This is a genomic window from Sphingomonas sp. (assembly GCF_035714405.1).
Taxonomy (GTDB): Bacteria; Pseudomonadota; Alphaproteobacteria; order Sphingomonadales; family Sphingomonadaceae; genus Sphingomonas.
This window is the reverse complement of sequence record NZ_DASTMA010000028.1, coordinates 20,721-47,072: the sequence shown is the minus strand read 5'-3', so window position 1 is coordinate 47,072 and position 26,352 is coordinate 20,721. Positions and strand designations below refer to the sequence as shown.

27 protein-coding genes and 1 pseudogene are annotated in these 26,352 nt (G+C 66.7%); 14 read left to right on the top strand and 14 right to left on the bottom strand.

The genetic code is table 11. The annotated features are described in order from the left end of the window. Positions 1-28: 28 nt before the first annotated feature. Positions 29-1,324 carry an Nramp family divalent metal transporter gene (locus VFQ64_RS15155; RefSeq protein WP_325104186.1) on the top strand — a complete coding sequence of 432 codons (1,296 nt, stop codon included), beginning with the start codon at positions 29-31 and terminating at the stop codon, positions 1,322-1,324. Here the strand turns inward: VFQ64_RS15155 and VFQ64_RS15150 are convergent. Then, positions 1,299-2,843 (bottom strand): acyl-CoA synthetase, encoded by a 1,545-nt coding sequence (locus tag VFQ64_RS15150; protein WP_325104185.1) that lies wholly within the window; start codon positions 2,841-2,843, stop codon positions 1,299-1,301. The genes VFQ64_RS15155 and VFQ64_RS15150 overlap by 26 nt on opposite strands. 64 nt (positions 2,844-2,907) lie before the next feature. Between VFQ64_RS15150 and VFQ64_RS15145 the strand changes: the two genes are divergently transcribed. The 4 genes from VFQ64_RS15145 (at position 2,908) to VFQ64_RS15130 (ending at position 7,113) form a co-directional block, all read left to right on the top strand. Further along, positions 2,908-3,468, top strand: coding sequence for a TetR/AcrR family transcriptional regulator (locus VFQ64_RS15145; protein ID WP_325104184.1), 561 nt, complete (start codon positions 2,908-2,910; stop codon positions 3,466-3,468). Continuing rightward, entirely contained in the window at positions 3,465-4,433 is a 969-nt protein-coding gene (locus VFQ64_RS15140) for an NADPH:quinone oxidoreductase family protein (RefSeq protein ID WP_325104183.1), read from the top strand. The genes VFQ64_RS15145 and VFQ64_RS15140 overlap by 4 nt, the downstream gene beginning before the upstream one ends. A 12-nt stretch (positions 4,434-4,445) precedes the next feature. Beyond that, positions 4,446-6,065: a choline dehydrogenase gene (locus VFQ64_RS15135; RefSeq protein ID WP_325104182.1), complete on the top strand. Its 1,620-nt coding sequence runs from the start codon at positions 4,446-4,448 to the stop codon at positions 6,063-6,065. A 220-nt stretch (positions 6,066-6,285) separates the two neighbouring features. After that, positions 6,286-7,113: a CoA ester lyase gene (locus VFQ64_RS15130; protein ID WP_325104181.1), complete on the top strand. Its 828-nt coding sequence runs from the start codon at positions 6,286-6,288 to the stop codon at positions 7,111-7,113. Between the two features lie 38 nt (positions 7,114-7,151). On the opposite strand, the gene VFQ64_RS15125 is transcribed toward VFQ64_RS15130, so the two are convergent. The 4 genes from VFQ64_RS15125 to VFQ64_RS15110 all read right to left on the bottom strand — a co-directional run bounded on the left by VFQ64_RS15125 (position 7,152) and on the right by VFQ64_RS15110 (position 10,286). Further along, complete coding sequence (locus VFQ64_RS15125) at positions 7,152-7,634, bottom strand: DUF4142 domain-containing protein (RefSeq protein WP_325104180.1); 483 nt, start codon at positions 7,632-7,634, stop codon at positions 7,152-7,154. A 5-nt stretch (positions 7,635-7,639) separates the two neighbouring features. Beyond that, entirely contained in the window at positions 7,640-8,422 is a 783-nt protein-coding gene (locus VFQ64_RS15120; protein WP_325104179.1) for an SDR family NAD(P)-dependent oxidoreductase, read from the bottom strand. Positions 8,423-8,538: 116 nt separating this feature from the next. Then, a complete protein-coding gene (locus VFQ64_RS15115) occupies positions 8,539-9,708 on the bottom strand; it encodes a zinc-dependent alcohol dehydrogenase (protein ID WP_325104178.1) in 1,170 nt (389 codons plus the stop codon). Next, positions 9,705-10,286 carry an SRPBCC family protein gene (locus tag VFQ64_RS15110; protein ID WP_325104177.1) on the bottom strand — a complete coding sequence of 194 codons (582 nt, stop codon included), beginning with the start codon at positions 10,284-10,286 and terminating at the stop codon, positions 9,705-9,707. The genes VFQ64_RS15115 and VFQ64_RS15110 overlap by 4 nt, the downstream gene beginning before the upstream one ends. Positions 10,287-10,433: 147 nt before the next feature. Here VFQ64_RS15110 and VFQ64_RS15105 point away from each other — a divergent pair, with 147 nt between their 5' ends. Both VFQ64_RS15105 and VFQ64_RS15100 read left to right on the top strand, forming a co-directional pair. Beyond that, positions 10,434-11,285: an SDR family oxidoreductase gene (locus tag VFQ64_RS15105; RefSeq protein ID WP_325104176.1), complete on the top strand. Its 852-nt coding sequence runs from the start codon at positions 10,434-10,436 to the stop codon at positions 11,283-11,285. Between the two features lie 11 nt (positions 11,286-11,296). Continuing rightward, complete coding sequence (locus VFQ64_RS15100; RefSeq protein ID WP_325104175.1) at positions 11,297-11,452, top strand: hypothetical protein; 156 nt, start codon at positions 11,297-11,299, stop codon at positions 11,450-11,452. Between the two features lie 179 nt (positions 11,453-11,631). Here VFQ64_RS15100 and VFQ64_RS15095 read toward each other — a convergent pair whose 3' ends face one another. The 3 genes from VFQ64_RS15095 to VFQ64_RS15085 all read right to left on the bottom strand — a co-directional run bounded on the left by VFQ64_RS15095 (position 11,632) and on the right by VFQ64_RS15085 (position 14,015). After that, positions 11,632-12,051, bottom strand: coding sequence for a hypothetical protein (locus tag VFQ64_RS15095; RefSeq protein WP_325104174.1), 420 nt, complete (start codon positions 12,049-12,051; stop codon positions 11,632-11,634). 139 nt (positions 12,052-12,190) lie between these two features. Beyond that, entirely contained in the window at positions 12,191-12,622 is a 432-nt protein-coding gene (locus tag VFQ64_RS15090) for a hypothetical protein (protein WP_325104173.1), read from the bottom strand. A gap of 1 nt (position 12,623) precedes the next feature. Further along, complete coding sequence (locus VFQ64_RS15085) at positions 12,624-14,015, bottom strand: hypothetical protein (protein ID WP_325104172.1); 1,392 nt, start codon at positions 14,013-14,015, stop codon at positions 12,624-12,626. A gap of 344 nt (positions 14,016-14,359) precedes the next feature. On the opposite strand from VFQ64_RS15085, the gene VFQ64_RS15080 reads away from it, so the two are divergent. The 3 genes from VFQ64_RS15080 (at position 14,360) to VFQ64_RS15070 (ending at position 16,830) form a co-directional block, all read left to right on the top strand. After that, a complete protein-coding gene (locus tag VFQ64_RS15080) occupies positions 14,360-14,632 on the top strand; it encodes a BrnT family toxin (RefSeq protein ID WP_325104171.1) in 273 nt (90 codons plus the stop codon). Further along, a complete protein-coding gene (locus tag VFQ64_RS15075; protein ID WP_325104170.1) occupies positions 14,592-14,891 on the top strand; it encodes a BrnA antitoxin family protein in 300 nt (99 codons plus the stop codon). Before VFQ64_RS15080 ends, VFQ64_RS15075 begins: the two co-directional genes overlap by 41 nt. Positions 14,892-15,111: 220 nt before the next feature. Then, positions 15,112-16,830, top strand: coding sequence for a retron Ec67 family RNA-directed DNA polymerase/endonuclease (locus VFQ64_RS15070; RefSeq protein WP_325104169.1), 1,719 nt, complete (start codon positions 15,112-15,114; stop codon positions 16,828-16,830). Positions 16,831-16,866: 36 nt separating this feature from the next. On the opposite strand, the gene uvrA is transcribed toward VFQ64_RS15070, so the two are convergent. Continuing rightward, positions 16,867-19,794 carry an excinuclease ABC subunit UvrA gene (uvrA, locus tag VFQ64_RS15065; protein WP_325104168.1) on the bottom strand — a complete coding sequence of 976 codons (2,928 nt, stop codon included), beginning with the start codon at positions 19,792-19,794 and terminating at the stop codon, positions 16,867-16,869. Between the two features lie 126 nt (positions 19,795-19,920). Between uvrA and VFQ64_RS15060 the strand changes: the two genes are divergently transcribed. Continuing rightward, positions 19,921-20,247, top strand: coding sequence for a hypothetical protein (locus VFQ64_RS15060; protein WP_325104167.1), 327 nt, complete (start codon positions 19,921-19,923; stop codon positions 20,245-20,247). Positions 20,248-20,282: 35 nt separating this feature from the next. On the opposite strand, the gene VFQ64_RS15055 is transcribed toward VFQ64_RS15060, so the two are convergent. After that, positions 20,283-20,606 (bottom strand): GCN5-related N-acetyltransferase, encoded by a 324-nt coding sequence (locus tag VFQ64_RS15055; RefSeq protein WP_325104166.1) that lies wholly within the window; start codon positions 20,604-20,606, stop codon positions 20,283-20,285. Between the two features lie 274 nt (positions 20,607-20,880). Between VFQ64_RS15055 and VFQ64_RS15050 the strand changes: the two are divergent. The 3 genes and pseudogenes from VFQ64_RS15050 to VFQ64_RS15040 all read left to right on the top strand — a co-directional run. Further along, positions 20,881-21,072 (top strand): annotated as a pseudogene (locus tag VFQ64_RS15050) (hypothetical protein); the annotation flags it as partial. A 6-nt stretch (positions 21,073-21,078) separates the two neighbouring features. Further along, positions 21,079-21,750, top strand: coding sequence for a hypothetical protein (locus tag VFQ64_RS15045; RefSeq protein WP_325104165.1), 672 nt, complete (start codon positions 21,079-21,081; stop codon positions 21,748-21,750). 112 nt (positions 21,751-21,862) lie between these two features. Continuing rightward, positions 21,863-21,991, top strand: a complete 129-nt coding sequence (locus VFQ64_RS15040; RefSeq protein ID WP_325104164.1) for a hypothetical protein — start codon at positions 21,863-21,865, stop codon at positions 21,989-21,991. 3 nt (positions 21,992-21,994) lie between these two features. Here the strand turns inward: VFQ64_RS15040 and VFQ64_RS15035 are convergent, their stop codons facing one another. The 4 genes from VFQ64_RS15035 to odhB form a co-directional block, all read right to left on the bottom strand. Then, complete coding sequence (locus tag VFQ64_RS15035) at positions 21,995-22,783, bottom strand: methyltransferase (RefSeq protein WP_325104163.1); 789 nt, start codon at positions 22,781-22,783, stop codon at positions 21,995-21,997. A 265-nt stretch (positions 22,784-23,048) separates the two neighbouring features. Further along, complete coding sequence (lpdA, locus tag VFQ64_RS15030) at positions 23,049-24,449, bottom strand: dihydrolipoyl dehydrogenase (protein WP_325104162.1); 1,401 nt, start codon at positions 24,447-24,449, stop codon at positions 23,049-23,051. Between the two features lie 26 nt (positions 24,450-24,475). After that, on the bottom strand, positions 24,476-25,036 hold the full coding sequence (locus VFQ64_RS15025; protein ID WP_325104161.1) for a Uma2 family endonuclease: 561 nt from the start codon (positions 25,034-25,036) through the stop codon (positions 24,476-24,478). 6 nt (positions 25,037-25,042) lie between these two features. Continuing rightward, on the bottom strand, positions 25,043-26,281 hold the full coding sequence (gene odhB / locus VFQ64_RS15020) for a 2-oxoglutarate dehydrogenase complex dihydrolipoyllysine-residue succinyltransferase (protein WP_325104160.1): 1,239 nt from the start codon (positions 26,279-26,281) through the stop codon (positions 25,043-25,045). Positions 26,282-26,352 lie beyond the last annotated feature (71 nt).

Below are 26,352 nucleotides of genomic sequence, written 5' to 3'. Positions count from 1 at the left end.
CCCGCCGCTTGCGCCAGAAGGTCCGCCGATGACGCCCACCGCCACCCCGCTCGGCCGCTCGCTGTCGGAGAGCTTCCGCACCGTTCCCGTGCCGGCTGGCCGCGTCGGGATCGGCAATCTGCGGGCCTATATCGGTCCCGGCTTCCTGGTTGCGGTCGGCTATATGGACCCTGGCAACTGGGCGACGGACATCGCCGGCGGGTCGGCGTTCGGCTACACGCTGCTGTCGGTCATCCTGTTGTCCAACCTGATGGCGATCGTGCTGCAGGCGTTGTCGGTCCGATTGGGCGTCGGCGCAGGACTCGATCTCGCCCAGGCATGTCGCGCGGGCTATTCGCGGGCGACCTCGTTCGTGCTTTGGATGCTGGCGGAGGTGGCGATCATCGCCTGCGACCTAGCGGAGGTGCTGGGCACCGCCATCGCGCTCAAGCTCCTGTTCGGCCTGCCGCTGCCCTGGGGGGTGGCGATCACCGCGCTCGACGTGTTCCTGATCCTCGCGCTGCAACGCTATGGCTTCCGCAAGCTGGAAGCGTTCATCATCGGCCTGCTGGCGCTGATCGGCGCGTGCTTCGTGTTCGAGCTGATCCATGCGCAGCCCGCGTGGGGCGCGGTGCTCGGGGGGCTGGTGCCGCGGCCGGAGATCGTCACCGACCCGGCCAAGCTCTACCTCGCGATCGGCATTCTCGGCGCCACGGTGATGCCGCACAACCTCTACCTCCATTCGTCGATCGTCCAGACCCGCGCCTTTGACGACAAGCGCCAGGCGATCCGCTGGGCGACCGTGGACTCCACGCTCGCTTTGGGGCTGGCGTTCTTCATCAACGCCGCGATCCTGATCCTCGCGGCGTCCGCGTTTCACTTCAACGGCCGCACCGATGTGGCCGAGATCGACGAAGCGTATCGACTGCTGACGCCGACGCTCGGCGTGGCGGGCGCCAGCGTGGTGTTCGCGATCGCACTGCTGCTGTCGGGACAGAACTCGACGGTGACGGGCACACTCGCCGGTCAGATCGTGATGGAGGGGTTCCTCGACCTCAAGCTGCCGGTCTGGCTACGCCGCATGGTGACGCGGCTGATCGCGATCGTGCCGGCGGTGATCGTGGTGGGCGCGGCGGGCGATCAGGGTGCCACCCAGCTGCTGATCCTGAGCCAGGTGGTGCTGAGCCTGCAGCTCCCCTTCGCCGTGGTGCCCTTGGTCTATTTCACGGGCAAGAAGCAGCTGATGGGCGACTATGCCGCGCCGCGCTGGCTCCAGCTCCTCGCCTGGTTCATCGCCGCGGTCATCATCACCCTCAACGTCACGTTGCTGTGGGGGATGCTCTAGCCCAATATTCGTCGCGCAGCTGGCGCTTGTAGAGCTTGCCGGTCTCATGGCGCGGCAGCTCGGCGCGGAAGTCGATGCGACGCGGGCATTTGACATGCGACAGGTGCTCGCGGGCGAAGGCGTTGAGCCGCTCCGCCAGCGCCGGCCCCGCCTCCGCCATGTCGCGCGGCTGGACGATAGCGACGACCTCCTCGCCCATCTCCTCGTGCGGCGCGCCGATCACCGCCACGTCGGCGACGTCGGGGTGCGTGACAAGCAGGTTCTCAAGCTCGGCGGGGTAGATGTTCACGCCGCCCGAGATGATCATGAACGACTTGCGGTCGGTGAGGTACAGATACCCCTCCTCGTCCAGCCAGCCGACATCGCCCAGTGTCGTCCAGCCGTGCCGGTTGGCCGCCGACGCGGTCTTCGCAGGGTCGTTGTGATAGGCGAAGGCGCCGCCGCCGGCGAAATACACCGTGCCCTCGGTCCGCGGCGGCAGCTCGTTGCCGTCGTCATCGCAGATCTTGGTCTGCGCGGTCAGGTTGCGGCCGACGGAGCCCGGATGCGCCAACCACTCGGCGGACGAGATGGCGCAAAAGCCATTGCCTTCGGTGCCGGCGTAATACTCGCCGATGATCGGTCCCCACCAGTCGATCATCGCCCGTTTGACCGGCAGCGGACAGGGTGCTGCGGCGTGCCAGACGGCGCGGAGCGAGGACATGTCGTAGCGATGGCGTACGGCCTCGGGCAGCTTGAGCAGGCGGATGAAGTGGGTCGGCACCCATTGCGCGTGGGTCACGCGATACGTCTCGATGGCGGCGAGCGCGGCTTCGGGGTCGAAGCGCTCCATCACCACCACCGTGCCGCCAAGCTGCTGCACCGCCATCGACCATCTGAGCGGCGCCGCATGGTAGAGCGGGGCCGGCGACAGATACACCATGTCGGGCGAGAAGCCGTAGAGCCCCTGCCCCAGCCGCAACAGCTGCGACGGAACCTGCCCGAACGGCTCGTCGGGCAGCGCATGGCGCACACCCTTCGGCACCCCGGTCGTCCCCGACGAATAGAGCATGATGCCGCCGGGCCGCGGGTCGGAAATGAGCGTCGCCGGCTGTGCGTCGCGTGCGGCTTCGTAGGACGGATAGCCTGGCGTGGCGCCGTCCACCATCAGCGTCTGCACACCCGGGATCAGCGGCTTCAGCGCCTCGGCCAAGCTCGCGACACCGTGGCTGGCGATCAGCAATCGACAGCCGCCGTCGCGGACGATGTATTCGGCCTCCGCGGGGGTCAGCTTGGACGAGATGCAGGTGCAATAGACGCCAGTGCGCTCTGCCGCCCACATCACCTCAAGATAGCGGGCGGAGTTGTCCATCAGCACCGCGACGCCCTCGCCGGGCTGCAGCCCCAGCGAACGGATCAGATGCGCGCCCTGATTGGCGCGGGCGTCGAGCTCGGCATAGGTCACCGTCTCGCCCGTCGCCGCCATGATATAGGCGGGCTTGTCGGGGGTGGTCTCGGCATGCCGTACGGGATGCAGCATCGGCTCTCCTGAGACGCCTTTACCGGCGCGCTTGTCAGGCATAACATTCGTTATGCCTCCCAGCGTGTCAAGCATCGCCAATCTCGCACGGGCGCCGGACCTGACGCCGCGCGACTGGCTGGAGGCGGGGCAGACGTTGCTGCGGCGCGGTGGGCTGCGCGCGCTGAAGCTGAGGCCGCTGGCGGAGGAGCTGCGCGTGTCGACGGGCAGCTTCTATCATCATTTCACCGACTTCGACGCCTATCAGGGGCGGCTGGCGGAGTATTTCGCGGATACGCAGATCAGCGAGCTGGTCGAGGCGATCCGCCGCGCCGAGGCGGAGCCGGTCGCGCGCATCCGCCTGCTGGCGCAGACCGTCCGCCGGCGCGGGCTGTCGCGGCTCTCGATCGCGATGCGCGCCTGGGCGGAGAGCGACCCGCGCGCCAAGCAGAGTGTGGAACGGCATGACGACATCGTGCTCGGCTTCCTGACCGATTGTGTCGCGGCCAACGGCTTTGACCGCCATGACGCGGCGGTCCGGGCCTATGCGCTGATGATGCTGGGCCTTGGCAAGCTGCACGCGCCGCACCTGCACATGCCGACGCTGATGGAGGAGCTGATCGGCATCCTCGCGCGCCGCGCATGAGGGCGCTGGTCGTCGGATCGCTGAGCGAGGACCTGTCCGGCGTGGCGCTGAGCGAGGTTCCGGAGCCCGTGCGCCAGCCCGGCCAGTTGCTGGTGCGGGTGCGCGCCGGATCGTTGAACTATCCCGACCTGCTGATGTCGCGCGGCACCTATCAGCTGAAGCCGCCCCTGCCCTTCACGCTCGGCATGGAGATGGCGGGGCAGGTCATGGCGGCGGACACGGACAGCGGCTTCCGGCGTGGCGACCGGGTGGTGGCGGGCACCCGGCTCGGCAGCTTCGCCGAGGTCGTCGCGGTCGACGCGGCCGCGGTGCGGCGGGTGCCGGACGGATTGTCCTTCGGCCAGGCGGCGGCGGTCGGCGCGGCGTACCTCACCGCCTATGTCGCGCTGGTGGCGCTCGGGCGGATGCGGGACCAGGAGTGGGTGCTGGTCCATGGCGCCACCGGCGGCGTCGGGTTGGCCGCGGTGGACCTTGCCAACGCGATGGGCGCGCGCGTGATCGCCACGTCACGGTCGAGGGACAAGCTGGCGATTGTGTCCCACGCCTATCCGATCGCGGCCGGGCTGGACGCGGGCGACTTTCGCGAGGCGGTGAAGCTGCTGACCGGCGGCGGCGCGGACCTGGCGTTCGATCCGGTCGGCGGCGACGTGTTCGACCAGTCGACCCGATGCATGGCATTCGGCGGGCGGCTGCTGGTGGTGGGCTTCACGTCCGGCCGTATCCCGAGCGTCCCGGTCAACATCCCGCTGATCAAGGGCTTTTCCGTCATCGGCGTCCGCGCCGGCGAATATGGCCGGCGCGATCCCGTCGCCGGGCGTGCCGCCGCCGATGCCGTGTGGGCGCTGGCGGCCGAGGGCCGCATCCGGCCGCGCATCCATGCCACCTATCCGATCACCGAATGGCGCGCGGCGTTCGAGGCCATGGCGGCGGCGACGCACATCGGTAAACTGATCATCGAGCCTTAGAAGGACATGCCCGTGGACGCTTACGATTACATCATCATCGGCGGCGGCTCGGCGGGCTGCACGCTGGCCGCGCGGCTGACCGAAGACCCCGACAACCATGTGCTCCTGCTGGAGGCGGGCGGGCGCAACACGAGCATGCTGGTGCGGATGCCGGCGGGTGTCGGCGAGCTCATCAAGCAGAAGAGCGCACACAATTGGGGTTTCTGGACCGAGGCCGAGCCGCACCTGGACGATCGCCGCCTGTGGTGGCCGCGCGGCAAGGGGCTGGGCGGCAGCTCCGCCATCAACGGCATGATCTATGCGCGCGGACATCCGCTAGATTACGACGAGTGGCGGCAGCGCGGGCTGACCGGCTGGGGGTGGGACGACGTGCTGCCCTATTTCCGCAAGCTGGAGCGGCATCATCGAAGCGACGCACTGCACGGCAATGAGGGGCCGCTGCATATTTCGCCGGGCGAGAGTGATAGCCCCTTCAACCAGGCGCTGATCGAGGCCGGCCGCCAGGCCGGATTTCCTGTCACCAACAATTTCAATGGCGCTCAACCGGAAGGGTTCGGGCCGTATGACCTGACCATCTCCAACGGTCGCCGCTGGAGTGCGGCGGCGGCGTATCTGCAGCCGATCCGCGAGCGCAAGAACCTGGAGGTCGTCACCGACGCGCATACCACCCGCATCCGCATCGAGAGCGGCCGTGCCGTCGGCGTCGACTATGTCGTCGGCAAGCGCCGTCAGCCACACAGCGCCGCCGCGCGGGGCGAGGTGCTGCTCTGTGCTGGCGCGGTGCAGAGCCCGCAGATCCTGCAGCTGTCCGGCATCGGCGACCCCGAGCGGCTGCGCGCGGCCGGCGTCGAGGTCGTCCATGCCTTGCCCGGGGTCGGCGAGAACCTGCAGGACCATCTCGACATCATCATGAACTGGCGCAGCAAGGGGCTGCAAAGCGTGTTCGCGGTGACGCGCGGGCTTCGGCAGCTGACGGTCGGCCTGCGCTACCTCTTGCGCGGCAGCGGACCGGGGCGGCAGAACTTCCTGGAGGCAGGCGCCTTCATCCCGTCGCGGCCCGGCCTGTCGCGACCCGACATCCAGATCCACGGGGTGCTCGCGATCATGCGCGACCATGGCAAGGTGAAGGCGACCGAGGACGGCTTCTCGCTCCACCTGTGCCAGCTACGCCCGGAAAGCCGGGGGCGGATCGGCGTCCACTCGCCCGACCCATTCGCCGACCCCAAGATTGAGGCGAATTATCTGGCGACGCCCGAGGACCGGCGTGTGCTGCGCGAATCTGTCAAGATCGGCCGGCGCGTGGTCGGGCAGGTGGCATTGGCGCCGTATCGCGGCGACGAACTCGCTCCCGGCGCCAATGTGGTCAGCGACGCGCAGATCGACGCCTGGGTCCGCGCGACCGCCGAGACGATCTATCACCCGGTCGGCACCTGCAAGATGGGGACGCGCGACGACAGCATGGCCGTCGTCGACGCGGAGCTGCGGGTGCGTGGGCTGGCGGGGCTGCGCGTGATCGACGCGTCGGTGATGCCGGCGCTGGTCAGCGGCAACACCAACGCGCCGACGATCATGATCGCGGAACGTGCGGCCGATCTGATCCGCGCCGCTCGGCGGCAACGGGTGGCGGCGTGATCCGGAAGTTTAGGGAAAGTTTAGGCATAAACCATTCCGCCTTGGTCGGCCGCGGCGGTCGGAAGTTGAGGGAAAGTTGAGGCATGATTGCTGTACTATACCCGACGCCGACGCACGGCGCGGTGGATGAAGGATGGGCGGCGATGTCAAAGAGCAGCTACGCGCTTCCGGTGCCACGAACCCGTGCTTGTAGGACAGCGGCAATGATGGGGCCTGCACGATGACACGGCTGCGCAGCGCCCTGTTCATGCCGGCGTCGAACGCGCGGGCGATCGCCAAGGCGCGCACGTTGCCGTGCGACGCGGTGATCCTGGACCTGGAGGACGCGGTCGCGCCGGAAGCCAAGGACGACGCGCGCGCGCAGGCGGTCGCGGCGTTGCGTGAGGGCGGGTTCGGCGATCGCGCCGTCGTGGTGCGGGTCAACGCCGCCGACACACGCTGGGCGGAGGCGGATCTCGCCGCGCTGCGCGGTGTCGCGGGCATCGTGGTGTTGCCGAAGGTCGATGGGCCGGCGGACCTGGCGCGGGCGCGAGAGGCATTGGGCGGCGATGTCGCACTGTGGGCGATGATCGAGACCTGTGCATCGGTGCTGGCGCTGCCGGCGCTGGCCGGCGCCGCAGCCGAGTTCGGGGTGACCGCACTGGTCGCGGGGACGAACGACCTGGCCAAGGAGATGTGCTGCCGGCCCGACCCCGCGCGGACGCCGCTGTTGCCGGTGCTGACGCAGGTCGTGGTCGCGGCGCGGTCGGCGGGGATCGTGGCGCTGGACGGTGTGTGCAATGCTCTGGACGACCCGGAGCGGCTCGCGGCGGAATGCCGGCAGGGAGCGATGCTCGGATTCGATGGGAAATCGCTGATCCACCCGGGTCAGGTGGACGCGGTCAACGCTGCGTTCGCGCCTTCGCCGGAGGCGCTGGCGTGGGCCAGTAGAGTGGTGGCGGTATTCGCCGACCCGGCCAACGCGGATCGCGGGGCGATCCGGTTGGACGGCGCCATGGTGGAGCGGCTGCACCTTATCGAGGCGGAGCGGATCCTGGCGAGCGCCTGAGGCTTCCCTCTCCCCGTCAGGGGAGAGGGAAAGCGGGGCTACATGCGCCGCAGTTCGCCCAGGTGCATCTGCACGACGGGGACGATGGTGGCCGCGGTGCGCGCGAGCGGACGGACGTCGCCGTTGGCCGCATAGCCCTGTTGCAGCTCCAGCGCGCGTCGATGCGCCACGCGCTGCTGCTGGAGGTAGACCGCATCGCGCGCCGCCCCGCGGGTTCGACGGAGCTCGGCGATGTTGCGCGCGCCGACCGCGTCGAGGCGCGGCGGCGGCGGGACGATGCCCGCCCGCTGCGCGGCGCGTTTCACGTCCGCCGTGCTCTTGGTGTGATGGCGAACCATGGTGTTGGCGAAGCGGCGCACCTCCGCGTTGCGGCTGGAGGCGAGGACCAGCCGGCTGGACTGGATCTCGTACAGGTCGCTGGCGCCGGCCATGCGGACATATTGGCGACCGTTCACCGCCTGGGCGGAGGCGAGGCCGGGGACCACGATCAGGGCGGCGGCAATCATCATCTGCTTGAACATGCGTGTTACTCCTTGGCGGTGCCGGGTTCGGCCATCTGGCGGTGGCGCTCGGCCAGCACCTCGTTGGGGGTGACGTTGGCGACCGCGACCTGAACCTTGTTCTTCAGGCCGGACACGATCGCGTGCTTGCCGCTCATCAGCGCATCCCAGCCGTCCTTGGCGACATCGGCCGGATCGGACTTCTTGGGATCGGTGCCGACCGACGTGTCCATCATGTCGCCGCGCTTGAAGAACTCGGTTTCGACCGGACCAGGCATCAGGTTGGTCAGCGTGACGCCGTCCGCGTCCTTGATCTCGTTCTGGATCGCCGCGACGAAGCTGTCCACGAACGCCTTGGTGCCGTTGTACACCGCCTGGAAGCTGCCGGGCATGTAGCCGGCGATCGAGCCGGTCACGAGCACCTTGCCGTCGTTGCGCGCCACCATCTGCTTGAGCACCTTCTGCAGCAGATAGGTGGTGCCGGTGACGTTGGTGTTGATGACGTGCCGCCACTCGGCCGGGTCCTGGTCGAGGAAGGCACGGCCCAGGCCGTGACCGGCATTGGCGCAGAGCAGATCGATCTGGCGACCGCCGGCGGCGGCGAGCAGCCGGTCGACGCCCTCGAAATTGCTGAGGTCCACCTCCAGCGTCTCGACCGTCGCCCCGGCCGCCTTCAGCTCGGCCGAAGCATCGGTGAACGAAGTGTCGGCCGCGACCAGCAGGTCATAGCCGTCCGCGGCGGCGAGCTTGGCGAGTTCGAGGCCGATGCCGGACGAGGCGCCGGTGACGATGGCGAGTTTGTTGGGCACTGGTTGACATCCTTTTGCTCCCCTCCCGCTTGCGGGAGGGGTTGGGGGAGGGCTTGTCGGGAGCCGGCCGGGTGGGACATCCCCTCCCCTGCCCCTCCCGCAAGCGGGAGGGGGACTCAGGGGTTCAGGACGATCTTGGTATATTCGTCCTGCTTGTCGTGGAACATCTTGTAACCGTGCGGCGCGTCGTCGAGCGGCATGTGGTGCGAGATCAGGAACTCGGTATCGATCTTGCCTTCCATGATCGCGTTGAGCAGCGCCGGCATGTAGTGCTGGACGTGGGTCTGGCCGGTCTTGAGCGTCAGCCCCTTTTCCATGAACGCGCCGAGCGGGAACTTGTCGACGAAGCCGCCATAGACCGCCGGCATCGATACCCGGCCGCCCTTGCGGCAGGCGATGATCGCCTGACGCAGCGCATGGATGCGATCGGTGCCGAGGAAGGTCGAGGCCTTGATCTGGTCGATGACGTTGTCGACGAACAGTCCGTGCGCCTCCAGCCCGACCGCGTCGATTACCGCGTCCGGGCCGATGCCGCCCGTCATCTCCATCAGCGCGTCATAGGTCGAGGTCTGCTCGAAGTTGATCGTCTCGGCGCCGAAACGCTTGGCGAGTTCGAGCCGGGTCGGGAAATGGTCGATCGCGATCACCCGTTCCGCGCCCATCAGGAACGCCGACTGCACCGCGAACAACCCGACCGGGCCGCAGCCCCAGACCGCAACGGTGTCGCCCGGCTCGATCTGCGCATATTCCGCCGCCTGCCAGCCGGTGGGCAGGATGTCGGACAGGAACAGCACCTTGTCGTCGGAGACCCCGTCGGGGATGACGATCGGGCCGATATCGCTGAAGGGCACCCGGACATATTCGGCCTGGCCGCCGGCATAGCCGCCGGTCATGTGGCTGTAGCCGAACAGGCCCGACATCGGCTGGCCGTAGACCGACTGCGCAATGTCCTGGTTGTCGGCCGGAAGGCCGTTGTCGCAGGCGGAATATTGGTGCTTGGTGCAATGGTAGCAGGCGCCGCACGCGATGGTGAAGGGGACAACGACGCGCTGGCCCTTCTTGAGCGTCGACTTGGGCCCGACCTCGACCACCTCGCCCATGAACTCATGGCCGAGGATATCGCCCGACTGCATGGTCGGGATGTAGTGGTCATAGAGGTGCAGGTCGGAGCCGCAGATCGCGGTCGAGGTCACCTTGATGATCGCGTCGCGCGGGTTGACGATGCCCGGATCGGGATGGGTGTCCATGCGGACGTCGTGCTTGCCGTGCCAGGTGAGCGCCTTCACAGCCCCATCTCCTCGAATTCGCGGGCGTTCTTGGCGGGCGTCGCGATCTCGCCGGTTTCGAGCAATTGCTTGAAACGTCGCAGGTCGCGGCGCGCCTGGATGGCGGGTTCACGCTGGAACAGCTTGGCAATCAGCTTGCCGACCACACCGGCGGGCGGATCGTAGACGAGGTTGAGCGTCACCACCGTGCCGCGCGCACCGGCATTCCTAAACTCGATGCGGCCGGCATTGTCGACATCGGCGCCGGGTTCCGACGCCCAGGCGATGTGGTGGTTCTTCGCCTCATCGGTGACACGGCTGTTCCATTCTACCGTCTTGCCGCCGGGTGCCTTGACCACCCAGTGCGACAGCTTGTCGTCGCGCACGTCGATGGAGACGACATTCTCCATGAAGCTGGGCAGATTGGCGAAATCGCGGAAATAGGCGAACACCTCGGCCAGGGGCTTGTTGATCGTGACCGACTTGCCGACCACCTCGCCGCCCGCATCGCCCAGCGCGGCGCGCGCTTCGGCGACGATGTCGGCGCGTTTGGAGGTGGTGGGCGGCGCGTCGTCCCTCGTGGCCGTGTCGTCAGCCATGCAATTCTCTCCCGATGGGGTGGCGCGGGGTTAATCATTCACCACAGGCGCAGGTTCCCAAATTCCCGTGTGGTTGATGCAGGTTAACCGGAACCGCAGCGGCGGCTGGGACGCTTATGCGGCCGGAACTCAGCAGGAGCGGCATCGATGAGCGCGTTGATCGGAGAAGTGCACGAGGACGAGCTGCCGGGACATGAGAGCGAGATGGAACCCAAGCCCGAGTGGCGGCCGCGCTATCCCGGCTCCGGGCGGCTGAGCGGCAAGGTGGCGCTGGTCACCGGCGCCGACAGCGGCATCGGGCGGGCGACGGCGGTGCTGTTTGCCCGCGAAGGGGCGGATGTGGCCGTCTTGTACCTCTGCGAGCATGAGGACGCGGCGGAGACGGCGCAGGCGATCCGTGACGAGGGGCGCCGGGCGGTGACCATCGCCGGCGACGTGGGCGACAAGGCGTTCTGCGAGCGCGCGGTCGCGCAGGTGGTCGAGGAGCTGGGCGGGCTGCATGTGCTGGTCAACAATGCCGGCGAGCAGCATCCCGACAAGGAGATCACCGACATCACCGAGGAACAGCTGCGGCGGACGTTCCAGACCAACATCTTCGGCATGTTCTTCATGGTGCAGGCCGCGCGGCCGCATCTCAGCAAGGGCGCAGCGATCGTCAACTGCACCAGCGTGACGATGTACCAGGGCGCGTCCGAGCTGCTCGATTACTCGTCGACCAAGGGCGCGATCACCGCCTTCACCCGGTCGCTGTCGGAGAATCTGGTCAAGGACGGCATCCGCGTCAACGCGGTGGCGCCGGGGCCGATCTGGACGCCGCTGAACCCGTTCGGCGGCGCGAGCCCGGAGAAGCTCGCGACATTCGGGCAGAGCACGCCGATGGGGCGGCCGGGGCAACCCAACGAGGTGGCGCCGGCGTTCCTGTTCCTGGCGTGCGAGGACTCCAGCTACATGAGCGGGCAGGTGCTGCATCCGAATGGCGGCACCATCGTCAACGGTTAAGGAGAGAGACGATGAGCGACGAACCGATCAAGCCGACCGAAGTGACCGAAAACCCGAACCTGTCGACCGAGCATCAGCAGGTCGGCGACGCGCGGCGGCCGAGCGACCAGCTCGACAAGGGGCAGCCGAACGAGGAAACGATCCCGCGCAAGTCGAGCCTGACCTGACGATGGGAAAGAGCGGTGGCGGCGCGCCGGGCTGATCGCCGGAGCGTCCGCCAGACGCTGTGCCGGAAGTGCTGGGTTGTAGGACAGCGGTTTCTCGCCGCGTCGGCGCGTCATGGGCCGGGGACGTCACGGGCGTAGATCCCGTGACGTCCGGCGCAGCTGGCGCCGCGCTTGCCCGGTCAGCGGCAGCGGACCCGGTCGTTGCCGCGATCCGCGGCGCGACCGGCGGCTGCGCCCGCCGCAGCGCCGAGCAGGACGCCGAGGACTTCCGAGCGACCGCTGGTCAGCGCCGCGCCGAGCGCGCCACCGGCGATGCCGCCGACCACCAGCCCGGTGGTGCCGTCATTGCGACGGCAGTAGTAGCGGCCGTCTTCGCCGACATAGACCCGGTCGTTCGACGACAGCTGACGCTCGCGGTAGCGGGGGTTATCGACGTAATAGCGGTTGGCGTAATAGCCGTTGTAGCTGGGGTCGGGGCGGTTGTAGTCGTAGCTGCCATAGGTCCGGTAGCGCGGGTCGGCGTCATAGCCGTCGCCATAGGTGGAGCAGGCGCTGGCGAGGGTCGCGGCGGCGACCAGGCCCAAAGTTGCGATACGCATAACTGGCACTCCTGTTGCTTGGGGACCGGAAACGAGCGGCGGACGGAGTTGGTTGCCAAAAGCCGCCGCCCGTGTCCCTGCCCCTCCACCACCAGCCCAAGCGGGCGGGCGGCCCCCCTCCCCAGCAAGCTGGGGAGGATCAGTAGCGGTCGCCGCCCGGGCCCTGGATGCTGCCGCCTTGGGGCGCGACGAGGCTGGGCGCGGGGCCGGTGGCGGGGCGCAGCGCCTCGCGCTCGGCAGCGGTCATCGGCGCATCCATGTCGGGGCGGAAGGCTTCGGGCGCGCGGTGATCGGGGCCGATATCGTTGCCGGCGGCGAGATCGGGAACCGGATGGCCCTCCTGCCCTGTCGGCGCCGGCTGGGCGGGAGCGGTGTGGCCGGGGAGACCGTCCGCCTCGGGCGACTCGGCGCCCGGACGCGCGGGGGCGACGGGCTCCGGACTGGTGGCCCCCTCCCCGCTCTGGCCCTTGCCCTTCGCGACAGCGCGGCCGGCGAGCGCGGCACCGACCAGCGCGGCGAGCACACCCAGCAACGCGGCGCCGATGCCGAGCGGGGCCTTTTTGTCGTTCATCTCACATCCTTTGAATCATAGCCTGCACGGGGGAACGGGGGGCGTCGCCTGCAAGTTCCACCGCGCGCGCCGCCGCATCGGCGGCTTCGGGTTCGGGAACAGCGAGGGGTTGGGCGAAGGGTTGGGCGAGCCAGTCCGCTCCCGCGCCGGCGGGACCGGAATGCTGGTCGGACACGGCCGGGGCGTCCTCAGCGGTCGCGGCACGCTCCTCCGGGGCTGGCGCGCTGTCGGCGTCGGGCGCGAGGGCGTACTTGCGATCGAGCGCGGCGTCGGCTTTGGCCCTGGCGGCGGCGAACCAGCGGTCGCGCTCGGCCGCGTGGGCGGCGCGCGTCTCCGCGTCTTCTTCCGTGTCGCCGTGTTCGGGCAGGTCAGCGTCGAGTTCCTCCTCCCAGGAAAGCGCGCGCGCATAGTCCGGGTCCCCGTAGCGGCCCTCCTCCTCGCCGTCGAAATCCTCGGGCGGCGGGAAGCTGGTGCGCCACGCGTCGGCCAGATCGCACCACCAGACGGGATCGTCCTCGTCTGCCTCGGGCGAATGTTGAGAATGTTGAGTGCCCCCTTCGTCCTCACCGGCCTCCGGAACGGGAGCGATGACGAGCAGCCCGGCGGCCTCGGCGCGGGCCCATTGCTCGGCGCTCCAGGCGACGCGCTGCGCGGGGTCGAGGTCGGTTACGTCCACCTCCGCCATCACGCCGGCGCCGGTGCGGGTGTAGAGGTCGGCGCGGGCGAGCGTGCTGATCGCGGCGAGCTCCGGCGCGCCGGGTGCGGCGTCCACCGTGCGCGCGGCGAGGAACAGGCCGGCGCGGGCGGGGCCCTCTCCGAGGATGTCGAGATAGCGGTCGAACTCGGCCGCAGCGAGGCGCGCGGCCTGGGTCTCGCCGGTGTCCGCGGCGCCTGGGACGAGCTGGCCCGCCGCGATGCGGTCGAGCCGCGCCAGGACGTTCATCGCGAGCCGATTGTCGTGGAAGTGGCGCTCGACGGTGGAACCGTCGGGGCGGGTGACGGTGACGGTCTGGCCTTCGAACGCGCGGGCGGAGACGGTGTCGGCGAGCCGTTGGCGCTGGAGCATCTGCGCAGCGAGCCAGCCGACCGCGAAGGCGGCGCCCTTGGCCGAGTTGCGGAAGCTGTAGGCGGACGAGGCGGACAGGCCCTGGGCGCGGGCGGCGGCCTCGATCGAGTGGCCGGTGGCAACGAGGGTGAGGAAGCCGTGCTGGCGCGCCGCGGTCCAGCCGTCGGCGCGGCGGGACGGTTCGAGCTGAGATTCGAGCGCGGTGGCGACATCGAAGTCGGGGTCGAGGTCGAGGGCGCGCGGGGCTGGTGCGGCGGCGACGCGGGCGGCGTCTTCGGCGGCGAGCCGGGCCTTGGTTTCGAGCCATTGGTCGTGGAGGGATTGCATGGCGTGGTCCTTTTCGGTCGGCAAGGACCACGCAGCTATGCGGGGAGCGGGGTTGTAGGACAGCGGTTTTTCGGTGCGGAATGGATGCGGTTCGTGTTGTCGGTCTGGCTGGGCGGAGCGATGGTTGGCGGCGGAGGTCGGGCGAGCCATGCCGGTACGGATCATATGTGCTGACTGCGGGAGTGATCGGGTAAGCCGGGACGCCTGGGCGGACTGGAGCGTCGAGCGGCAGGAATGGGTGCTGGGCGCGGTGTTTGATGACGGGCATTGTCATCGCTGCGAGCGCGACGCGAGCCTGGCCGAGGTGCCGCTTGACGGCGCGATTTCTGTAGTTACATAAAGCTGTGGAGATCAGCTTCGATCCGGAGAAGCGCGCATTATGCCTTGCGGAGCGTGGGCTGGATTTCGCCGATGCCGCCAAGGTGTTCGAAGGGCCGGTGTTCGAGTTCGAGGATGACCGGTTCGCCTATCCGGAGCGGCGGATCGTCACCTATGGCCTGCTTGACGGGCGACTGGTGGCAATAATTTGGACGGAGATGACCCCCAGCCGGCGTGTCTTCTCGATGAGGAAAGCCAATGATCGCGAGCAAGCCAAATACCGAGGCCCCCTGGCTTGACCCGGCCGATGATGCACCGGAGCTGACGGACGAGATGCTCGACATTGCCGAGTTCTCGATCGCCGGGAAGGTGATCCGCCCGGCGACGGGCTATCTCGGGCCGAACGGCGTCGTGCGCGGCCGCCCGCCCGTGCGCGGGCACACAAAGCGTCAGGTGACGCTGCGGCTGGACCCGGACGTGCTCGACCGCTTCCGCGAGGGCGGGCCGGGGTGGCAGGGGCGGATCAACGAGGCGCTGCGGAAGGCGGTGGGGTTGTAGGCTGGACAGCTAGCTAGTCCAAGGGCTTCCGCTTCAGCCCACACTTGCCAAGCCTGTCATATTCTTTAGTATACTCAAAGGACCGTGGGTAGATTTTACCGTTGAGCATCTCGACGGATGAGAGGTAGGCGAGGGCCGCTTGCTTATGTGCCTGCCATGATGTGATGATTTGCTGATGTTACGATGAGCGCGATGTCGCATAGGAGTGCCCACGGTCCATATGCTCGCTGATCTTCAGGCTTGCCAAAGCAGAATGAGCTTCGCCGACTTACTTGGCGTCACTCCTCGAGAGCTGGCACACACACTCTTCAAAATACCGGATGCGGCTAAGTATCAATCGTTTTGCGTTAACAAGAAGAATGGGAAAACCCGCTTCATTCTGGCACCTTGCCCTCCGTTGAAGTGGCTCCAGACACGATTACTCAACGTCCTCTATGAATGCGAGGACGACACATCAATTGATCCGAAGGCTGCGTCTCGGCTGCAACATGGGTTCCTGCGCGGTACAAACATCTATAACAACGCAGATGTTCACAAGAAGCAGCGTTTTGTGTTCAACATTGATCTAGAGGACTTTTTCGATCAGTTTAACTTTGGTCGAGTTCGAGGGTTCTTTATCAAGGATAAGCGGTTCCTGCTGCATAAGGATGTAGCGACTGCCATTGCTCAGATTGCCTGTTTTCAGGACAAACTTCCTCAGGGTAGCCCCTGCTCGCCCTATGTTGCCTCCCTAGCCTCTGAGTTTCTAGACGTTAGACTGACGCGGTTTCTAAGTCCTCGCAGATGCTTTTATTCGCGCTACGCTGATGACATAACGATTTCCACAAGCTTGCGTGGGTTTCCTTCAGATGTTGCCCTCGAGGTAGATGGCGATCCGCAGGGATGGCAGGCGAGTCCCGCGTTGGAAGGAATCTGTGCCAGAGCTGGCTTCGACATCAATTCTGGCAAGACTCGCATGAGTCAGCGTCATAGCCGCCAAATGGTCACAGGGCTGGTCGTCAATGACAGACCAAACGTACCGCGAGAGTTTTACCTGCGGACACGCGCGATGTGCGATCACTATTTCAGGAACGGCAAGATCGTCGCCCCGCCGCCGTTCGGTGGTTTCGGCAAACCATGCGAAAAGGATGCAGATCCTTCTGCTCAGCCGATATCCCTGTCACTCTCCGCTCTAGAAGGCCGTTTAAGCCATATACATCATATTCGAGAGGCGTCAGACCTACGAGGCATACAAGAAAAGCAGGAAACTCCGACCCAGTTCTGGACACAACTACAAAGATTCTATCTCTTCAAACACTTCTTTATCAACAATCTTCCGGTAATCCTCACTGAGGGACCGTCTGATATATACTACATTAAGTCCGCTATCTCCGAAACGAAGGTGCCCACCCACAACATCATCGATCCGTCCACGGGAAAGCCAACCTTGGTAAGATTTTTCCGCTTTGACGGTGAAGCGGCACGGGTGCTGGGCGTTACAGGGGGATCAGGAAACATTAAGCGTCTCCTTTACCTCTATAGCAAGGGCCACAAGTCGTTCAATAAAGCCCTCAACGTAAAGCCAGTCATCATATTGATCGACAATGACAGTGGGGGGGCAGACGTTATATCGATGATAAATGGCATCTATAAGACAAGAATTAAGATCGATGATCCCGGTATTCTGTATAAGCTCGAAAAGGGCTTATATTTAATCAAGACACCCCATACAGCATCTTCCAACAAGACATGTATAGAGGACATGCTGCCTCCGGAAGTAAGGAAGGTAAAATTGAACGGCAAGACATTCTCTTCTGCTTCTAAGCTCGATACCGCGAAGCATTTTGGCAAAGTCGCCTTGGCGTCGTACGTGCAGCAGAATGCTGGTACAATTAGCTTTAGCGGCTTCGACGCGATCATCACTGCTATAGACACTGCTATAGCGGATACTCTTAAATAGTAGGTCGCATACAAATTTTGAGGTTGGCTGTCTGAGCTACTCCGCCGCCTCGGCCCGCACGTCGCCCCTACCCCGCAGCAACGGCGCCAGATACCGCCCCGTGAAACTCCGCGGCTCCGCCGCCACCGCCTCCGGTGTCCCCTCCGCGACCACCTCGCCGCCCTTCACGCCGCCCTCCGGCCCGAGGTCGAGCACCCAGTCGGCGGTCTTGATGACGTCGAGATTGTGTTCGATCACCACCACGGTGTTGCCCTGTTCGACCAGGGCGTGGAGGACTTCCAGCAGCTTGCGGACGTCCTCGAAGTGCAGCCCCGTCGTGGGCTCGTCGAGGATGTAGAGCGTCTGGCCGGTGGCGCGGCGGGCGAGTTCCTTGGCGAGCTTGACGCGTTGCGCCTCGCCGCCGCTGAGCGTCGTCGCCTGCTGGCCGACCTTGACGTAGCCTAAGCCCACCTCGACCAGCATCGCCATCTTGTCGCGGATGCCGGGGACGGCGGCAAAGGCGCTGGCGGCGTCCTCCACCGTCATGTCGAGCACGTCGGCGATGCTCAGCCCCTTCCACTTCACCTCCAGCGTCTCGCGGTTGTAGCGGGCGCCGTGGCACACGTCGCAGGTGACATAGACGTCGGGGAGGAAGTGCATCTCGATCTTGAGCACGCCGTCGCCCTGGCACGCCTCGCAGCGGCCGCCCTTGACGTTGAAACTGAAGCGGCCGGGCTTGTAGCCGCGCGCGGCGCTTTCGGGCAGGCCGGCGAACCAGTCGCGGATCTGGGTAAAGGCGCCGGTGTAGGTCGCGGGGTTCGAGCGCGGCGTGCGGCCGATCGGCGACTGGTCGATGTCGATGACCTTGTCGAGATGCTGCAAGCCCGCGATCTTCTCGTGCTTGCCCGCGAGGATGCGGGCGCCATTGAGCTGGCGCGAGGCGGCGGCGAACAGCGTGTCGATGGTGAAGCTCGACTTGCCCGAGCCGCTGACGCCGGTGATGCAGGTGAAGGTGCCGAGCGGCAGCGAGGCGGTGACGCCCTTCAAATTGTTGGCGGTGGCGTTGTGGACGGTGAGCTTCTTGCCGGTGCCCTTGCGGCGTTTGGCCGGGAGCGGGACCTCGCGGGTGCCGTTGAGGTAATCGGCGGTGATGCTGGTCTTGCTGGCGAGGAGTTCGGCGAGGGTGCCGTGGGCGACGACCTCGCCGCCATGGACACCGGCGCCCGGCCCCATGTCGATGACGTAATCGGCGGTGCGGATCGCGTCCTCGTCATGCTCGACCACCAGCACGGTGTTGCCGAGGTCGCGCAGGCGGCGCAGCGTCGCGAGCAGCATGTCGTTGTCGCGCTGGTGGAGGCCGATGGAGGGCTCGTCGAGGACGTAGAGGACGCCGGACAGGCCGGAGCCGATCTGTGATGCGAGGCGGATGCGCTGGCTCTCGCCGCCCGACAGCGTGCCCGACGTGCGGTCGAGGTTGAGATAGTCGAGGCCGACATTGTTGAGGAAGCCGAGGCGCTCGACGATCTCCTTGAGGATGCGCTCGGCGATGGCGCGCTGCTGCGGGCCGAGCTCTTCGGGCATGGCCTGGAAGAAGGCGAGCGCGTCGACGACGGAGAGGTGGGTGGCGTAGCTGATGTCGCGGTGCGCGATCTTGACCGCCAGTGCCTCGGGTTTGAGGCGGGCGCCGCGGCAGGTCTCGCAGGGTTGCGCGGACTGGTACTTCGACAGCTCCTCGCGCATCCACGCGCTCTCGGTCTGGAGCATGCGGCGGTTGAGGTTGCCGATCACGCCCTCGAACGGCTTGTTGACGTCATAGGACTTCTTGCCGTCGACGAAGCGCAGCGTGACGGGCTTGCCCTGGGTGCCGTGGAGGATCTGCGCGGTGATCTCGGGCGGCAGGTCGCGCCAGGGGGTCTCGACCGAAAAGTCGAACTCGCGGGCGAGGCTGCCCAGCACCTGCATGTAATAGGGCGACGGCGGGTTGGACTTGGCCCAGGGGACGACGGCGCCCTTCTTGATCGACAGATCGTGGTTGGGGACGACCAAGTCCTCGTCGAAGATCAGCTTCTCCCCCAACCCGTCGCAGGCCGGACACGCGCCCTGGGGGGCGTTGAAGGAGAACAGCCGCGGCTCGATCTCGGCGATGGTGAAGCCGCTGACCGGGCAGGCGAATTTCTCGGAGAAGACGATGCGGTTGGCGGGGATGCCGGCGTTCTTCATCGCGCCGGCGGAGGCGGCCTCGTCCTCACGGCCCGGCACGACGGCATCGACCAGGTCGACATAGGCGAGGCCGTCGGCGAGTTTCAGCGCGGTCTCGAAGCTTTCGGCCAGCCGCGTGCCGATGTCATCGCGGACGACGATGCGGTCCACCACCACCTCCACATCGTGCTTGTACTTCTTGTCGAGCGCGGGCGCGTCCTCGATCTCGTACACGGTGCCGTCGATGCGGACGCGGGTGAAGCCCGCCTTTTGCCACTCGAGCAGCTCCTTGCGGTACTCGCCCTTGCGGCCACGCACGACGGGGGCCAGCAGCATGGCGCGGGTGCCGTCGGGGAGCTGGAGGACGCGGTCGACCATCTGGCTGACGGTCTGCGCCGCGATCGGCTGGCCGGTCACCGGGCTGTAGGGCACGCCGACGCGCGCCCAGAGCAGGCGCATGTAATCGTAGATCTCGGTAACGGTCGCGACGGTGGAGCGCGGATTTCGCGACGTGGTCTTCTGCTCGATGCTGATTGCGGGGCTCAGGCCCTCGATATGGTCGACATCGGGCTTTTGCATCAGCTCCAGGAACTGGCGGGCATAGGCGGAGAGTGACTCGACGTAACGGCGCTGGCCCTCGGCATAGATGGTGTCGAAGGCGAGGCTCGACTTGCCCGAGCCCGACAGGCCGGTGATCACCGTCAGCGTGTCGCGGGGGATGTCGATGTCGACGCCCTTGAGGTTGTGCTCGCGCGCGCCGCGGACGGAAATGGTGCTGAGGGACATGGGGTAGAGTTCTACTTCCGTTCCTGGCTTTGTGCCAGCTTGGGATGTAGGTTGGCGGGCACGGTGTCGCCAGCATCATTGCAGCTTGACCCTGGTGTCCTATGTTGGCGACACACGGAGGATCGGATGGCGAAGGACGGCAAGAAGACGGGCAAGTTGCCCAAGCAGATCGGCGGCGTGAAGATCCCCAAGGAATTGAGGAAGGGCGCCGAGAAGCTGGTCGCCAAGGCGCAAAGCCCCGAAGGTCGCGCGGCGATCGCCAAGGGCGCGGTGATGGTGGCAGGCATGGCGGCAACGATGGCGCAGGCTTCGGCAGCGAAGAAGGCTGGGGTGCAGCCGGTGAAGCCGTCCGTTCCGCCCGTGCCCGGGCAGCCAGCGGGAAACGACGCACTGGCGGACGCGATCGGCGCCGGCGTGGATGCGGTGCTGGGGCGGCTGTTCCCGAAGAAGTAGGAGCAGAGGGTCGCGTTGTCGCCCGCTCTGCCAGACTATCGGCGAGCTAGACGATCTTGGCCCATGGCCGCCCGCCGCCATGCCAGCGACTGCGCGTCGAGGGACGCGAGGTCCACCTCCCCCGCCGCGACGGCCTCCGCCATCGCCACCGCACGGGCGAGCATTTCGTCGGTGGCGTGGGTATAGGCGGGGCGTCCGGCGATGTGATCGTACCAGCGCCCGCCCACCGCGTGGTCGAGCAGGATGCGCTGAAAGCAATGATCGGCGCTGACCGGCCAATCTCGGCTGGCGGCCAGCAAGGGCAGCACCTCGCGCGTGAGGTGTAGCCAGCGAGCCTGGAGAGCGGCACGGTCCATCATCCCGCTACGGACGACCCTTGCCGGTCGTTCCGGGATGGCACCGGCTGCAACGGCACGGCAACGTTACAAATCATTCATATTGCGGAAGCCGCTTTGCACGACGCTGCAACCGATTACGCTCCCGCCCCTCACGACGGGGGGAACGGGGATGGACCTGGCGACGAAGCTCGTAGTGCTCGAGAAAAGCGGACTGCTCAGCATCGCGAGCTGCTGCTGACGGAAGAAGCGGCAAAGACGGCGCTGGTGCTGCCCTTCTTCCAAGCACTGGGGTACGATCTTCAATCCGTCCGAGGTCATCCCCGAGTTCATCGCCGATGTTCCGGGCAAGAAGGGCGACAAGGTCGATTATGCGCTGTGCGCGGACGGCAAACTCCACATTCTGGTCGAGTGCAAACCGTCGACGATCGACTTAGACGTCAAGCACGCCGAGCAGCTGTTCCGCTATTTCACCGCGACCGAGGCGCGGGTCGCGATGCTCACCAATGGCGTCGTCTACAAGTTCTTCTCGGACATCGAGAAGCCCAACATCATGGACTCCAAGCCGTTCTTCATCTTCTCGCTCGACGCGATCAAGCGCTCCGACCCGGCGACGCTGGAGCGGTTCACCCGCAGCCAGTTCGATATCGGCGCGATCATCGCCGAGGCCGGGCGGCTCAAGCTGGAAAGCCAAGTACGGATCGAGGTGGAGCGAGAGTTCAGCCAACCGTCGGAAGAATGGGTCCGCGCCATCGCCAAGCGGATCAGCACCGCACCGCTTTCCGCCGGGATGCGCGAGACCTATGGTCAGCTGATCGCGGCCGCGATCGCGCAGCTGATCCGGGAGCGGGTCAACGAGCGGCTGACCTCTGCGCTGCATGTCGCCAACCCGGAACCCGTGACCACCGAGGAGGGCAAGGCTGACGACCCGTCCGACGGCGACGGCGTGATCACCTCCGAGGACGAGATCGCGGGCTTTCGCATCGTCCAGGCGATCGCGGCGCGCCACATCGACCCGGCCGGGTCGTCATTCGCGACAGCAAGTCCTATTGCGCGATCCTGCTCGATGACAACAACCGCAAGCCGCTCGCGCGGTTGCACTTCAACAGTCCCACTACGCGCTATGTCGGCACCTTCAGCGGCAAGGTGGAGACGCGTCACCTGGTGACCGCGATGACCGATCTGTACAAGCTGGAGCCGGCGATCATCGCGCAGATCGCGGCGCTGGAGGGCGGCAGCGGCTAAGGCTTCGTTCACCATGATCGGGGTATGGCGCCGTCATGCCTCAAGGTGTCCTCCCCAAGCTCGGTCTCGCGGCGGTGGTGCTGTTCGCGCCGGGCGGGTTTATCCTCGGCGCAACGCTGGCCGCGAAATGGTGGCGAGACCGGGAGCGGGCGCCCGCCGAGTGATCATCAGCGGCGCGGCTTGGTAAACTTCAGCGTCATACGATCGCTCTCGCCGATCGCGGCGTAGCGGGCGCGGTCGACGTCCTTTTCGGCGTAGTTGGGCGGCAGCGTCCAGACACCCTTGGGATAATCGCGCGTGTCCTTGGGATTGGCGTTGACGTTGCTCTCGCCGGCCAGCTTGAATCCGGCCTTGGTGGCATAGGCGAGGACGGTGGAGCGCTTCATATAGCCGCTCTTGCCCTCGGTGACGTTGGTCTGCGTCTCCGGCAGCCGGTGCTCGACGACGCCTAGCGTGCCGCCGGGCTTCAGCATCGCGAACATCTGGTCGAAGGCGAGCTGGGTACGGTCCGTCGCGCCGAAGGTCCAGTTGTGGACGTTGCGGAAGGTGAGCACCACGTCCGCGGTGCCGGCCGGAACGGCGGGCTGGCCGGCCTCCGCGGGAAAGGTGGCGAAGCGGACCTTGTCGTAGCGACCCGGATGGGCGGCCTGTAGCCGCTTGATGCCGGCAGGCCCGCGCTCGCCCGCGGGGACCGCGGCCCAATAGCTGCCCTTGGCAAGGTAGGGCGCCAGGATTTCCGTATACCACCCCGCCGACGGCCAGATCTCGACCACCGTCTGGTTCGGCTTGACGCCGAAGAAGGCCAGCGTCTCGGCCGGGTGACGATAGGGATCGCGCGCGACGTTGGCAGGGGTGCGGGTCGGCGCGGCGATCGCGGCGGCGAGCTCGCGCGAGGGGGTTTGGGCGATCGCTGCGGTGGCGATCGCGGCGACGGTGGCGGTGAGGAGGATGCGCATGGGGAGAGCTTAGCGCGATGCGGCGGGGTCGTCACGGGAGAGTTTGAGGTCGAGCATGCCCCCGGCATCTAAACGATGCGGGGCATCGTTTACCTCGAACTTCCGTGAGCCATCGGTGGTTCGGGCGACGCGAACCTCCGTTCGTCCTGAGCGAAGTCGAAGGACAGGATCGAAATACCGCCTGCAGGGACGGTGCTTCGACTTCGCTCAGCACGAACGGTAAGCAGGGCAGCCCTCGTCTCGGCTGACCTGCGTCTCGCGGCGATCAGATGTGTATCGGCTTGCCCTGGACCGCCATAGCCGCCTCCTTCAGCGCCTCCGCATGCGTCGGGTGGGCGTGGCAGGTGTAGGCGATGTCCTCCGACGTCGCGCCGAACTCCATCGCCATTGCCGCCTCCGCAATAAGTGTGCCGGCGAGGCTGGAGACGATCCAAACGCCGAGCACGCGGTCGGACTTGGCGTCGGCGATGACCTTGACGAAGCCGTCGGTGTCGCGGTTGGTCTTAGCGCGGCTGTTGGCGGCGAAGGGGAATTTGCCGACCTTGATCTCGCCCTTGTCCTTCGCCGCTTCCTCCGTCAGGCCGACGCCGGCGATCTCCGGGTTGGTGTAGACGACCGAGGGAATGACGTCGTGATTGACGATGCCGGTCTGGCCCGCGATGTTTTCCGCCACCGCGACGCCCTCGTCCTCCGCCTTGTGCGCGAGCATCAGGCCGGGGATGACATCGCCGATCGCCCAGACGCCGGGGACCGACGTGCGGAAGTCATGGTCGGTGGCGATCTGGCCACGCTGGTTGAGCTGGAGACCGATCGCGGCGAGGTTAAGCCCTTCGATATTGGGCTTGCGGCCGGTGGCGACGAGGACCGCGTCGGCGGTGAGCGTCTCGCCTGCGCCGCCGGCGACCGGCTCGACCTGGACGCTCGCGGTGTCGCCGGCGACGGTGACGCCGGTCACCTTGGTGCCGGTGCGGATGTCGAAGCCTTGCTTCTTGAACAGCTTGGCGGACTCCTTGCGCACCTCGCCGTCGAAGCCGGGCAGGATTTGGTCGACATATTCGACCACGGTCACCTTCGCGCCAAGCCGCCGCCACACCGAGCCGAGCTCCAGCCCGATGACGCCGCCGCCGATCACGACCAGGTGCTCGGGGACTTTGGATAGCGCGAGTGCGCCGGTGGAGTCGACGACGACGCGCTGGTCGACCTGGACCCCGGGCAGCGGGGTGACCGACGAGCCGGTGGCGATGACGATGTTGGCGGCGGTGACGGTCTGATCGCCGACCTGCACGGTGTGCGCGTCGGTGAAACCGGCCCGGCCCTTGAGCCACGTCACCTTGTTCTTCTTGAACAGGAACTCGATGCCGCCGGTCAGTTCGGTGACCGCCTTCGCCTTCTCGGCGTGCATTTGGTCGAGATCGAGCGTCACGCCGGCGATGTTCACCCCGAACTTGGCAAGATGGCCGCCGGTCGCCTCCGCGAACAGCTCCGACGCGTGCAGCAGCGCCTTCGACGGAATGCAGCCGACATTGAGGCAGGTCCCGCCCAGCGTCCCGCGGCTCTCCGCACACGCGGTGCGCAGGCCGAGCTGCGCGGCGCGGATCGCGGCGACATAGCCGCCAGGGCCGGCGCCGATGACGAGGACGTCGTAGTCGTAGGTCTGATCGGTCATGATCTCTCTTTTTCTAACGACTGCGCTCAGCGGCGATTGAATATATCGGACCAGGTCAGCGTCACGCCAAGGTGTCGCAGATCGATTGCCTCCCCGGGTTCGACCATTTCGTCGTTCCACCCGCGCGGGCCGGTGCGCGACAGGTGGCGAACAGCGCCTGCATCGGGATCGATGAGCAGTATGTGGCCGAGACTGGCAATCTCGCGATACTCCGGCACTTTGACGCTGTGATCCTTATCGCGCGTCGAGGGAGACAGTACCTCGACGACGAGACGCGGGTCGTCGTGCGACTGCGACCGATCAGCAGATCTGTCCTCCTTGCCGCACAGCACCGTCACGTCCGGATAGCGCAGTGCGATGTCGTTGGTACGAATGCCCATATCGGAGCCGAACGGGCTGCACCCGCTCCCGCGAAGCGCAAGGTCGAGCGCGACCAGAACGTTGCGCTGCACGCGTCCATGTGCCGTGCTGCCGCCCGCCATCAATCGGATAACGCCGTTGTCGAGTTCGGCCTTCATATCCGAATCGTCCCAGTTGATCGCCAGGAACTCCTCGACGGTGACGGGGCGGGGCTGCGCGGTCGCCATGGTATCCTACAGGTCGATCAATATGCGGGTCGGATCCTCGATAGCATTCTTCAGCGCGACCAGGAACGTCACCGCCTCGCGGCCGTCGATCAGGCGGTGGTCGTAGCTGAGCGCCAGGTACATCATCGGGCGGACAACGACCTGCCCGTCGCGCACCACCGGGCGGTCCTCGATGCGGTGGAGGCCGAGCACGGCGGACTGCGGCGGGTTGATGATCGGGGTCGACATCAGCGAGCCGAACACGCCGCCGTTTGAGATGGTGAAGGTGCCGCCCTTCATCTCGTCCATCTTGAGCTCGCCCGACTTGGCGCGGCGGCCGAAGTCGCCGATCGTCTTTTCGATGCCCGCGACGGAGAGCTGGTCGGCGTCGCGGATGACGGGAACGACCAGGCCGTTGGGGGCGGACACCGCGACGGAGATGTCGGCGTAATCGTGATAGACGATGTCGTCGCCGTCGATGCTGGCGTTGACGCTGGGGATGTCCTTCAGCGCCATGCAGGCCGCCTTCACGAAGAAGCCCATGAAGCCGAGGCGGACGCCGTGCTTCTTTTCGAACAGGTCCTTGTACTTCGTCCGTGCTTCCATGACCGCGGTCATGTCGACGTCGTTGAACGTCGTGAGCATGGCGGCCGTGTTCTGGGCTTCTTTCAGCCGCCGCGCGATCGTCTGGCGGAGGCGCGTCATGCGGACGCGCTCCTCCTTGCGGTCGCCGGTGGTCGACGGGGCTGCCGCCGGCTGTGGCGCGGGCTGAGGAGTGGACTGGGCCGTGGGGGCGGGCGCGGGCTTGGTGGTCGCGGCGGCGGCGACGTCCTCCTTGGTCAGGCGGCCGTCCTTGCCGGTGCCCTTGATCGTCGCGGGATCGACGCCGTGTTCCAGCACCGCGCGGCGGACGGACGGGGAGAGTGCTGCGGCACCGGTCGCGGCGACGCCTTCGCCCGCGGGCGCGGTGGGTGCGGGCTCGGCCGGCGCTGGCTCTGGCTGGGGCGCACTCGCCGGCGCGGCGGCGCCGCCCGCGTCCACGGTCGCGATCATCGCACCAACCGCGACGGTATCGCCGACCTTGACAGCATGCTGGCCCATGACGCCGGCGACCGGCGACGGCACCTCGACGGAGACCTTGTCGGTCTCCAGGCTGGCGATCGGCTCGTCCGCCGCCACCGCATCGCCCGGCTGCTTGAGCCATTCGCCCAACGTCGCCTCGGTGATCGATTCGCCCAGTGTCGGGACCAATACTTCCGTCGCCATTCTTCAGACCTCCACCCCCGCAAAGGCGGGGGTCCAGTTGCAGGGCGCCGGTAGGCAAGCGCCCCGCTTGA